Source organism: Rhizobium mayense (genome assembly GCF_030272705.1).
Lineage (GTDB): Bacteria > Pseudomonadota > Alphaproteobacteria > Rhizobiales > Rhizobiaceae > Rhizobium > Rhizobium mayense.
Genome location: NZ_JARFYM010000027.1, coordinates 30,562 through 42,619 on the forward strand (window position 1 = coordinate 30,562; position 12,058 = coordinate 42,619).

The window sequence follows — 12,058 nt, forward strand, 5'->3', positions numbered from 1 at the left end:
GAAAATGTCCGTCAATCGCCCATAATCTTTGCAAATCATGCCGTTTGCTCGTCGCCTTCGTTCGGAAATTAGCGGTGGTGCATGCTAATATGACAATGCGTTTTCATCGGATGCGGTAGGAGGCATTCGGCGAATAGGCGCATGCGCAATTGGTGACTGCGATCTCGGGAGGAGAGCAGATGCTTGCGACCAGTGTATCGCTAGACGACAAATATACCGCAGATGAAGGCCGCGTCTTCATGACCGGCCTGCAGACCCTCGTGCGTCTGCCGATGACCCAGATGCGGCGCGACCGCGCTGCCGGTCTCAACACCGCAGCCTTCATATCCGGCTATCGCGGCTCGCCGCTCGGCGGCTACGATCAACAGCTTCTGAAAGCCAAGACCTATCTCGACGCACATGACGTCACCTTCCAGCCAGGCATCAACGAAGACCTTGCGGCCACGGCCATCTGGGGCACGCAGCAAGTCGGTCTGTCGCCCGGTGTGCGCAAGGACGGCGTGCTTGGCATCTGGTACGGCAAGGGCCCCGGCGTCGACCGCTCCGGTGACGTGCTGAAACACGGTAATGCCGCCGGGACGTCGAAACATGGTGGCGTCCTCTGCTTCGCCGGCGACGATCACTCCGCCAAATCCTCCACCATGCCGCATCAGACCGACCATGATTTCATGTCGGCAGTCATTCCGGTTCTCTACCCGTCCTCCATCCACGAATTCCTCGAATACGGCCTGCTCGGCATCGCCATGTCGCGCTATTCCGGCTGCTGGGTCGGCATGAAATTCATAGCCGACACGATCGAGACGACAGCGGCCGTCGATCTCTCCGGCGAGAAGCGGCAATTCGTGCTGCCGACCGATTTCGAACTGCCGCCCGGCGGCCTCAATCTGCGCTGGCCCGACCCGCCGCTCGTCCAGGACGACCGGCTACAGACTTATAAGGCCTATGCCGCCATCGCCTTCGCCCGCGCCAATCGCGTCGACGAGATCACTCACGATGTGCCGAATGCCCGCCTCGGCATCATCTCCTCCGGCAAGGCTTATGAGGACGTGTTGCAGGCGCTGCGCGAACTCGAAATCGGCCCCAGGGAAATGGCCGCGATCGGCCTGCGCATCCTGAAAGTCCGTATGCCCTGGCCGCTGGAGCCGGAAGCAGTCCGGCATTTCTCCGAAGGGCTGGACGAGGTGCTCGTGGTCGAAGAGCGACGCGAGATCATCGAAAACCAGATCAAGCAGCAGCTCTTCAACTGGCGCGCCGACGTTCGCCCGCGCATTGTCGGCAAGTTCGATGAGCACGACAAACCCTATCTCAGCCTGTCGGCGGCGTTGACGGTTGGTTCAGTGGCAAGGGCCATCGCCGGGCGCATCGTCAAGCTCGATCTCGATCCTTCGCTGCACGACCAGATCGCCGCCAAGCTTGCCTATCTCGCCGAACGCGGCCAGATCAGCCGCACACACGTCGCGCCCCTGCAGCGCACGCCATTCTTTTGCTCCGGCTGTCCGCACAATACGTCCACCCGCGTCCCTGAAGGCAGCCGCGCCATGGCCGGCATCGGCTGCCATTACATGGTCACCTGGATGGACCGCAACACCGAGACCTTCTCGCAAATGGGCGGCGAGGGCGTGCCCTGGACGGCGATCGCCCGCTACACCAACGAGAAGCACATGTTCGTCAATCTCGGTGACGGCACCTATTTCCATTCCGGCATTCTCGCCATCCGCCAGTCGGTCGCCGCCAAGGTCAACGTCACCTATAAGCTGCTCTACAACGACGCCGTCGCCATGACCGGCGGCCAGCCGATCGACGGCTATCTGACGCCGGAGCTCTTGACCCGCCAGTTGCATGGCGAAGGTGTCTCGCCGATCTATCTGCTCGCCGAAAATCCTTCGGTCTACTCGTCATCGGACTTGGCGCCCGGCGTCAAAGTCCTGCATCGCGACAATATCGATCAGGTGATGCTGACGCTGCGCGAGACCGAGGGGTGCTCGGCGATCGTCTATGTCCAGACTTGTGCCGCGGAAAAGCGCCGGCGCAGAAGCCGCGGCCTGTTGGAGGACCCCGCCAAGCGCGTCTTCATCAACCCGGCCGTCTGCGAGGGCTGTGGCGACTGCTCAGTGCAATCCAACTGCATTTCCGTAGAGCCGCTGGAAACGGAGTTCGGCCGCAAACGGCAGATCAACCAGTCGAGCTGCAATAAGGATTTCTCCTGCGTCAAGGGCTTCTGCCCCTCCTTCGTCACCGTTCATGGCGGCAAGCGCCGCAAGCGCGGGGGGCTGGATCATGCGGATGCCGAGGTTCCGATGCCGAAAGTCCCCTTGATCGGCGAACGGCCATGGAACATCGCCATCGCCGGCGTTGGCGGCACTGGCATTCTGACGATCGGTGCCATCCTCGGCATGGCTGCGCATCTCGACGGCAAGGTACCGATGATCCTCGACATGGCCGGTCTTGCCCAGAAGGGCGGCGCGGTCATGAGCCATCTGCGCATCGGCTATAGTGAGGCCGATGTGACCTCGTCGCGCATCGTCAACGGCGGCGCCGACTTGTTGCTCGCCGCCGATGAAGTGGTCGGCGCATCCAAGGATGCGATTACGCTCTGCGCCTCGAACCGCACGACGGCCATCGTCAATACCGGCCTCATGCCGGTTGCCGACTTTGTTCGCAATCGCGACTTCGATTTCAAGATCGGCTCCGTGCAGCACACCATTGCCAAGACCGTCAGCGACAAATCTGTCTTCCTCGATTTTGGCCATGTCGCAACCGCGGTTACCGGGGACGCCATGTCGACCAACATCCTGCTCACCGGCTTTGCCTGGCAGCGGGGTTTGCTGCCGCTTTCGCTGGAGGCGATCGAGAAGGCGATCGAGCTGAACGGCGTGGCCGTGAAGGCCAGCCTCGCTGCCTTCCACTGGGGCCGTCTGTTGGCGCATGATCCGCAGGCCGTGCATGAAATGATGACGGAGCCGGATGCCAAGAAGACGCTGGCGGAAATGAGCCTCGACGAGCTGATTGCCCACCGCAAGGCACATCTGACCGCCTATCAGAACGCCGCGCTTGCCGATCGGTATGCCGCATTCGTCCAGCGCGCCACTGTTGCGGCTGCAAGGGAGCGGCTATCGGACAAAGTGCCCTTCGCCGTTGCCGTCACCTATGCGCGTGTGCTGGCCTATAAGGACGAATATGAGGTAGCGCGGCTGCTGACCGATCCGGCTTTCGAGGCACACTTGCGCGACGAGATGGAAGGCGACTTCAAGCTGGCCTTCAATCTCGCCCCTCCGATCTTGGGCGGCAAGGACCCGAACGGCCGGCCGAAGAAGCGTGAATTCGGCCCCTGGATATTGCCGCTGCTGCGCAAGCTCGCGCCCATGAAGCGGTTGCGCGGCACCCCCTTCGATCCCTTCGGCTATTTGCCGGAACGCCGGCTGGAACGCCGGTTGATTGGCGAATACGAGGTGATTGCCGGCCGCGTTCTCAACGGTCTGCGCACGGGCAATGAGACGGAGGCCCTCGCCATCCTGTCATTGTTCGGTGAGATCAGAGGGTTCGGGTTGATCAAGGAGGCCGCAGCTCACAAGGTCATGGCGCAGATCGCCGAGAAGCTGAAGACCTATGAAATGCCAGAGGAGAAGCACCACGTTCCCGCCGATGCGGCGTGATGGGGGCGAGGAGAGAGCATGAACCCGGACGCCGCATAGCCGTCCGGGGTCATGCACTGGGAAAAGCGGGAGGAGAAGGCAAATGTATGCTGGGGGATTGAACTTCGCGCTCGGCGAGGAAATCGAGGCGCTGCGCGAGAGCGTGCGCCGCTTTGCCGGTCAGCGAATCGCACCGCATGCCGACGAATTCGATCGCAACAACGGTTTCCCGATGGGCCTATGGCGGGAGATGGGCGATCTTGGGCTGCTCGGCATCACCGCCGACGAAGCTTTCGGTGGCGCCGGTCTCGGCTATGTCGCGCATGCCGTCGCCATGGAGGAAATCAGCCGCGCCTCGGCCTCGGTTGGTCTGAGCTATGGCGCCCATTCCAATCTCTGCGTCAACCAGATCAACCGCAACGGCACCGACGAGCAGAAGGCGCGCTACCTGCCGAAGTTGATTTCCGGCGAGCATATCGGCGCGCTCGCCATGTCGGAGCCCGGTTCAGGCTCCGATGTCGTCTCGATGAAGCTTCAGGCTGAAAAGCGTGGCGATCGCTATGTGTTGAACGGCAGCAAGATGTGGATCACGAACGGCCCGGATGCCGACGTGCTGGTCGTCTATGCCAAGACAGCGCCAGATGCCGGCCCGCGCGGCATCACCGCTTTTCTGGTCGAGAAGGGTTTCGAGGGTTTCTCCGTGGGCCAGAAACTCGACAAGCTCGGCATGCGCGGTTCCGCCACCTCCGAGCTGGTTTTTATCGATTGCCAGGTGCCGGCGGAAAATGTGTTGGGTCAGATCGACGGCGGCGTGCGCGTGCTAATGTCCGGGCTTGACTATGAACGCGTCGTCCTGTCGGGCGGCCCGCTCGGCATCATGGCCGCCTGCATGGATGTTGTGCTGCCTTATCTGCATGAACGCAGGCAGTTCGGCCAGCCGATCGGCGAATTCCAGCTCATGCAGGGCAAGCTTGCCGACATGTATGTGACGATGAATGCCGCCCGCGCCTATGTCTATGCAGTCGCTGCCGCCTGCGATCGCGGCGAAACGAACCGCAAGGACGCTGCCGGCTGTATCCTCTATGCTGCCGAAAAAGCAACTAGCATGGCGCTCGAATGCATCCAGGCGCTCGGCGGCAACGGCTACACCAACGACTATCCCGCCGGCCGACTGTTGCGCGATGCCAAGCTCTACGAAATCGGTGCCGGCACCTCCGAAATCCGCCGCATGCTGATCGGGCGGGAGCTCTTTGCCGAGACTGTCTGATTTTGAAATTTCGCCCCAATTTTGGTGATACCGCATGACCGCCCTGAAATCACAAATCTCCACACATACGGACCGTTTCAGGGACAATCGCGCCGCGATGCTGGAAGCGATCGGCGTGGCCGAGGCGGCTGCCTTGCGAGCGGCAGAGGGCGGCGGCGCGCAGGCGCGTGAGCGCCATGTCAGCCGCGGCAAGATGCTGCCACGCGATCGGGTGGCGGGGCTGATCGATCCGGCGACACCTTTCCTCGAAATCGGCGCGACGGCCGCGCACGGCATGTATGGTGATGAAGCGCCAGGCGCTGGACTGATCGCAGGCATCGGCCGCGTGGTGGGCCGCGATTGCATGATCGTTTGCAACGACGCCACCGTCAAAGGCGGCACCTACTATCCGATCACGGTCAAGAAGCATTTGCGGGCCCAGGAGATCGCGGCGGAAAACAATCTGCCATGCCTCTATCTGGTGGATTCCGGCGGAGCCAACCTGCCGAATCAGGACGAAGTCTTTCCGGACCGCGATCATTTCGGCCGCATCTTCTATAATCAAGCCAATATGTCGGCAGCGGGCATTCCGCAGATCGCCGTGGTTATGGGTTCGTGCACTGCCGGAGGCGCCTATGTGCCCGCCATGTCCGACGAGACCATCATTGTCGAGGGGCAGGGGACGATCTTTCTCGCCGGGCCGCCGTTGGTGAAAGCCGCGACCGGCGAGGTGGTTTCGGCGGAAGATCTCGGCGGCGGTGATGTGCATACCCGTCTTTCCGGCGTTGCCGACTATCTGGCGCGGGACGATGCCCATGCGCTTGCCTTGGCGCGGCAGGCCGTTGCCAATCTCAATCGCCATAAACCGACGACCGTACAGCTGCTGACGCCGGAGCCGCCGCTTTACGATCCCGAGGATATTCTCGGCATTGTGCCCTCCGATCTTCGCACGCCCTACGATGTTCGTGAAGTCATCGCCCGCATTGTCGATGGCTCGCGTTTTGATGAATTCAAGGCGCGGTATGGCGCAGCATTGGTCTGCGGCTTTGCCCATGTCCACGGCATTCCCGTCGGTATCATCGCCAACAATGGCGTGCTGTTTTCGGAATCGGCGCTGAAGGGCGGGCATTTCGTCGAGCTTTGCTCGCAGCGCAAGATCCCGCTGGCCTTCCTGCAGAACATCACGGGCTTCATGGTCGGCCGGAAATACGAGACTGAAGGCATCGCCAAGCACGGCGCCAAGCTGGTGACGGCGGTGGCGACGACGAAGGTGCCGAAGATCACCATGCTGATCGGTGGTTCATTCGGCGCCGGCAATTACGGAATGGCCGGCCGCGCCTATTCGCCACGCTTCCTTTGGACCTGGCCGAACAGCCGCATCTCCGTTATGGGCGGCGAACAGGCGGCCGGTGTGCTGGCGACTGTGCGCGGCGAGGCCCTGGCGCGTTCCGGTAAACCCTGGACGAAAGAGGAGGAGGCGGCCTTCAAACAGCCGACCCTGAAAATGTTCGAGACCCAAAGCCATCCGCTCTACGCTTCGGCGCGTCTCTGGGATGACGGCATCATCGATCCGCGCAGGAGCCGCGATGTGCTGGCGCTGTCGCTTTCGGCCGCGCTCAATGCGCCAATAGAAAACACCCGCTTCGGCCTGTTCAGGATGTGAGGAGATTGAGATGAAACGCGACATCGTCAATGCCAAGAACGCACCCCAGCCGCGCGGCGGCTACGCCCAGGCCGTCAAGCTCGAAAATTTCGAGAAATTGCTGTTTGTCAGCGGCCAGATTCCGACAACGGCCGACGATGCGCTTCCGGACGGATTTCAGGCGCAGGCGCGTCAGGTCTGGCTCAATGTCGATGCCCAGCTCAAGGCCGCCGGAATGAGCAAGGCCGACATCGTCAAGGTCACCACCTATCTCGCCGACCGTCATCATACGATCGAGAACCGCGAGATTCGCAGCGAATATCTGGGCTCGCTCGCCCCGGCTATGACGGTGGTGATCGCGGGCATTTTCGACACCGCGTGGCTCCTAGAAGTCGAGGTCGTCGCCGCGCAATAGGGATTGCCGATGTTTTCGAAGATATTGATCGCCAATCGCGGAGAAATCGCCTGCCGGATCATACGTACGGCAAGGCGGATGGGCATTCGCACGGTCGCGGTTTACTCCGACGCGGATATCGCCGCCTTGCATGTGGCACTGGCCGATGAGGCGGTCCATATCGGCCCGGCGGCGGCAAGCGAGAGCTATCTCTCGAAGGAACGCATTATGGCTGCCGCGTGGCGTTCCGGCGCCGCAGCCATTCACCCCGGCTATGGCTTTCTCTCGGAAAATGCCGATTTCGCGGAGGCGGTCGAATCAGTCGGACTGGTTTTTATCGGCCCATCGCCGGGCTCAATCCGCGCCATGGGCCTGAAGGATGCGGCCAAGGCGTTGATGGAGCGGGCCGGCGTGCCCGTCGTTCCAGGTTATCACGGTGACAATCAGGATGCGGCCTTCCTTGCGGAGCGCGCGACGGAGATCGGCTATCCCGTGCTGATCAAGGCACGGGCCGGCGGCGGCGGCAAGGGCATGCGGCGCGTCGACCGGCTGGAGGATTTTGCGGCGGCATTGGAATCGGCGAGGCGCGAGGCAAAGGCGGCCTTCGGTGACGATGCCGTTCTGATCGAAAAATATCTGATGCAACCCCGTCACATAGAAATCCAGGTCTTTGGCGACAGCCATGGCAACGTCGTGCATCTTTTCGAACGCGATTGCTCTTTGCAGCGACGGCACCAGAAGGTGATCGAGGAAGCGCCGGCCCCCGGCATGACGGAGGAGATGCGCAACACGATGGGTGAAGCTGCCGTCCGCGCGGCGCGTGCCATCGATTACCGCGGCGCCGGCACGGTTGAATTCATTGCCGATGTCTCCGGCGGCCTGTCGCCGGATCGCTTCTTTTTTATGGAAATGAACACTCGCCTGCAGGTCGAGCATCCCGTCACCGAAGCGATCGCCGGGGTCGATCTGGTCGAATGGCAATTGCGGATTGCTGGCGGCGAGCCCTTACCGAAGACCCAAGCCGAACTCGCCGTTGACGGTTGGGCCTTCGAAGCGCGGCTTTATGCCGAGGACCCGTCGCGGGGTTTCCTGCCGTCGACTGGTACTCTCTCGCATCTCAGATTTCCCGACGGCGATACGCGCGTCGACACCGGCGTGTGCCAGGGCGACAGCATCACGCCCTTTTACGATCCGCTGATTGCCAAGCTCATTGTCCACGCCCCGACCCGCCAAGCAGCCCTCGTCAAGCTGACGCGAGTGCTGCAGGACACGCAGGTGGCCGGAACGGCAAATAATCTTGATTTCTTGGCTCGATTGAGCCAGCAAGCGGATTTTGTTGCGGGCCATCCGGATACGGGCCTGATTGACCGCGAGGCGGAGACGCTGACCGCCGCATCAGTACCGGACGACATCGCGCTTGCCGTTGCCGCCATCATCGAGGCAGGAGGTATGACGCGATCCTTAGGGGGCGACCCGTGGCAAGCGCTCGGCGCCTGGCAGCTCTGGGGCGAGGTAAATCGACCCGTCGTGCTATATCATAGCGGCGGTCACACGAACTGCCGTGTGATTGCGAAAGGACAAGTTCTCTTCTCCGTGCATTTCGATGATCGTGCTGTCGGCGTCCGCATCGTCGGTGCCGGCGGCGGCGATTGTCACGTAGAGATCGACGGGCGGCAAATAAGCGCTGACGTCTTCCAGATGCCGCATGGCATGACGCTGTTCCTTGATGGCCATACCCATCACTTCCATCGACCCGACCCGCTGGATGGCGTTGAGGAAGAGGCCATCGGCGGTGACCGACTGATCGCGCCGATGCCTGGTCTCATAAAGATCGTTCGGGTCCAGGAAGGCGATTTGGTCGCGAAGGGCCAGGCACTCATCATCATGGAGGCCATGAAGATGGAGCTGACACTGACGGCGACACGCGATGGCGTAGTGGAGAGCCTGCATGTCGGTGAAGGCGATCAGACCAGCGAGAGCGCCGTTCTCCTGTCGCTCCGGCCGGAGGACGCACAATGACCGATCGCCCTTCCAACCATGTCACCATCGTCGAAATGGCGCCGCGAGACGGCCTGCAGAACGAAAAACGGCTGATCGACACGGAGCGCAAGATCGAACTGGTGGATCTGCTCTCCGACTGCGGTTTCGAGCGCATCGAGGTCACCAGCTTCGTCAGCCCCAAATGGGTGCCGCAGCTGTCCGATGCCGCGGGCGTGATGGCCGGGATCAAACGAAAGCCCGGCGTCCGCTATGCGGTGCTGACCCCGAATATGCAGGGCTTTGAGGCAGCGATTGCCGCTGGCGCCGATGAGGTGGCGATCTTCGCATCGGCCTCCGAAAGCTTTTCACTCAGCAACATCAATTGCTCCATCGACGAGAGCATCGAGCGGTTCCGGCCCGTGGCGGCGGCGAGCCGTGATCGCGGCATCCCCCTGCGCGGCTATGTCAGTTGCGTCGTCGAATGCCCCTATGAAGGCGCTATACCGCCGGCGAATGCAGCAAGCGTCGCGAGACAGTTGCGCGAGCTCGGCTGTTACGAGATCAGCCTTGGCGACACGATCGGCAGAGGCAAACCGGAGGCGGTGGACAGCATGCTGGAAGCCGTGCTTGCTGATCTCCCGGCCACCATGCTGGCCGGTCATTTTCACGATACTTCCGGCCGGGCATTGGACAATATCGGCGTAGCCCTGGATCGGGGTCTGCGGGTATTCGACGCCGCTGCCGGCGGTCTCGGCGGCTGTCCCTTCGCGCCTGGTGCCAAGGGCAACGTCGATACCGTGGCGGTTCAGCATTATCTGACATTGCACGGCTTCGAGACCGGTCTCGATGAGGAAAACCTTGCCCACGCAGCCGCCTTTGCCATCAGCCTCAGGAGCGCCGCATGACATCGCAAACAATCCATATCGCCATCAGAGAGCACGGCGTCGCCCGCCTGACCTTGGCGCGCCCGGAAAAGCATAATGCCCTATCGGCCGAGATGATCGATGCCCTGACCGAGGCCGCTCACGATCTTGGCCGAAATGCAAGCGTGCGCGTGGTCGTGCTTACGGGCGAGGGTACAAGCTTTTGCGCTGGCGGCGACCTCGGTTGGATGCGCGCGCAGTTCGACGCCACCCGTGCCGGACGCATCGCTGAAGCCCGCAGGCTGGCCATGCTGTTCAAGGCCTTGAACGAATTGCCGAAGCCGCTGATCGCCCGCGTGCATGGCAATGCCTTCGGTGGCGGTATAGGCATCCTCAGCGTCTGCGACATGGCGATAGCCGCCGCCACGGCGCGCTTCGGCCTGACGGAGGTTCGCCTCGGCATCATCCCGGCCACCATCAGCCCCTATGTGATCGCTCGCATCGGCGAGGCTAAGGCCCGCCCGCTCTTCCTCTCCGGCAAGATCGTCGATGCCTGGCAAGCCCATGCCGTCGGCCTGCTGACCCGCGTCGTTCCCGAAGACGCGCTCGACGAGGCCGTTGAATCCGAAATCCGCCACTTCCTCGCCGCTTCGCCGCAGGCTGCTGCGCGGGCCAAAGCATTGGCCCGTTCCCTCGGCGCGCCGATTACCGACGAACTCATCGACCGCGTCATCACACAACTGGCCGATACGTGGGAGACGGAGGAAGCAAGGGAAGGGCTCGCAGCATTCTTCGAGCGGCGGGAGCCGAGCTGGAGATAGGCAGTCTACGCCAGCCTATTTTTCTCTATTGTAAGCTTCGGAAACTCTTCGCTGCCCGTCGCCGTCAAGTCGCCGGAAGCCGGTTTGTCCCAACGAAAGCCGATGATGGCGCCCTTTGTCGTTTCTTGGAACAGATTGTCGGAGATGACAGCCGCACCGGCGCCGTCGACGACGGAGACTGCGCAGCCGATGCGGGCTTGGCGGATGATGTTGCCGGTGGCGACGACGTTGCGGAGATAGGGACCCCAGCCGAGTTTCAGACCCCAGAGCGGCGCATTTTCGATAAGGTTCGTAGCGATCAGCGTGTCGGCTTCGGCCGATATCCCGATGCCGAAACCGCTCTCCTGAGGATAGGGTCCGGTCAGCGACAGGTTGCGGATGATATTGCCGGTGACGCTGGCGAGCCGGCCGCCCTTGTCGAAATTGGCAATCGCGATGCCATTCGCGGCGCCGTCGACGAGATTGTTGCTGACCACAGCGCCTTCGAACTCGAATTCGCAGAAGATCGCCGTCTCACCGGAGCGCAGGCATTGATTGCCTGTGATCTGCACGTTCGACGCCGAATTGGCGCGCACGGCGGTAAAGGCGCAATCGGCGATCTGGTTGCCGGAGACCACGACTCCGTCGGCGCGGAAAATGTTGATGCCGTTGCCATTCTGGCCGGTGCCACCATCATTGGCGCCGATGCGGGCGATGCGATTGCCGGTGACGATGCTGCCATCTGCGCCCTTGTCCCAGCGGTGGATGAGGATGCCGCCATTGCCGCAATCCTCGACCGTATTGCCGGTAACCGTCAGTCCGGCCGACTGGACGGAATACAGACCGGCTTCCGCGGCGCCTGATATGCGGCTGCGTTCGATCCGCCCGCCGCAACGCTCCAGTTGCAGCCCATGTTTGCGACTGCCGGCGATTTCGCAATTGTCGATAAGGACTTCGTCGACACCGCTAAATTGCAGCAACCCACCGGCATAGTCGGCAAGCCACCGGTTGCCGCCATCGAGAACGATGCCGGATAGTTCGATGCGTTTGGCCTTGTCGGCGCTCATCAGATGGCCTTCGCCGCCATAAACGAGCCGCGAGGCGCCGGGAATGCCGGTGATGCGGGTATTGTCGGGTAATGTGAGGTTCGAGACACTATAGTTGCCCGGCGGCAGGAAGACCGGCTCGTTGTTGCGCGCGGCGTTGTCGATCATCGCCTGGAGCTTGCCGCTTCTGCTATCGCTGGTGCCTGGCGTCGCTCTATAGGCGATCGCATCGATCGGTCCGCGCATCTCGGCGCCTGCGATCTTGGCGAGTGGCACGGCAGAGGCGCGTTGGGCAAATAGGCCGGCTGCGGCCGAGGCGGCGATATAGGCGATGAACGCGCGACGCTGGACCATTGTTAACTCCTGAGTTGTGTCTTCCGAAGCAGAAAGCGTGCCACACGCATCTGTCCTGATATGGCACGGAAAGCGACCCATTCTCGCGAAAGCGGGCCTCC

The 12,058-nt window shown here is 62.1% G+C and carries 8 protein-coding genes; 7 read left to right on the plus strand and 1 reads right to left on the minus strand.

The genetic code is table 11. The annotated features are described in order from the left end of the window. The first annotated feature begins 152 nt into the window (after window positions 1-152). From PY649_RS25320 to PY649_RS25350, 7 genes are all read left to right on the plus strand, one after another. The gene (locus PY649_RS25320) at window positions 153-3,653 is read left to right on the plus strand and encodes an indolepyruvate ferredoxin oxidoreductase family protein (RefSeq protein ID WP_285871665.1); all 3,501 of its coding nucleotides are present in this window, start codon (window positions 153-155) and stop codon (window positions 3,651-3,653) included. 82 nt (window positions 3,654-3,735) lie between these two features. Beyond that, the gene (locus PY649_RS25325) at window positions 3,736-4,899 is read left to right on the plus strand and encodes an isovaleryl-CoA dehydrogenase (protein WP_285871603.1); all 1,164 of its coding nucleotides are present in this window, start codon (window positions 3,736-3,738) and stop codon (window positions 4,897-4,899) included. A 34-nt stretch (window positions 4,900-4,933) separates the two neighbouring features. Then, window positions 4,934-6,541: a carboxyl transferase domain-containing protein gene (locus tag PY649_RS25330; RefSeq protein WP_285871605.1), complete on the plus strand. Its 1,608-nt coding sequence runs from the start codon at window positions 4,934-4,936 to the stop codon at window positions 6,539-6,541. Window positions 6,542-6,551: 10 nt separating this feature from the next. Continuing rightward, entirely contained in the window at window positions 6,552-6,935 is a 384-nt protein-coding gene (locus PY649_RS25335; protein WP_285871606.1) for a RidA family protein, read from the plus strand. Between the two features lie 9 nt (window positions 6,936-6,944). Next, window positions 6,945-8,933 (plus strand): acetyl/propionyl/methylcrotonyl-CoA carboxylase subunit alpha, encoded by a 1,989-nt coding sequence (locus tag PY649_RS25340; RefSeq protein ID WP_285871608.1) that lies wholly within the window; start codon window positions 6,945-6,947, stop codon window positions 8,931-8,933. Further along, window positions 8,930-9,799 carry a hydroxymethylglutaryl-CoA lyase gene (locus tag PY649_RS25345; RefSeq protein ID WP_285871609.1) on the plus strand — a complete coding sequence of 290 codons (870 nt, stop codon included), beginning with the start codon at window positions 8,930-8,932 and terminating at the stop codon, window positions 9,797-9,799. The genes PY649_RS25340 and PY649_RS25345 overlap by 4 nt, the downstream gene beginning before the upstream one ends. After that, entirely contained in the window at window positions 9,796-10,578 is a 783-nt protein-coding gene (locus PY649_RS25350) for a crotonase/enoyl-CoA hydratase family protein (RefSeq protein ID WP_285871610.1), read from the plus strand. The genes PY649_RS25345 and PY649_RS25350 overlap by 4 nt, the downstream gene beginning before the upstream one ends. A 5-nt stretch (window positions 10,579-10,583) precedes the next feature. Here PY649_RS25350 and PY649_RS25355 read toward each other — a convergent pair whose 3' ends face one another. Then, entirely contained in the window at window positions 10,584-11,957 is a 1,374-nt protein-coding gene (locus PY649_RS25355; protein ID WP_285871611.1) for a TIGR03808 family TAT-translocated repetitive protein, read from the minus strand. Window positions 11,958-12,058 lie beyond the last annotated feature (101 nt).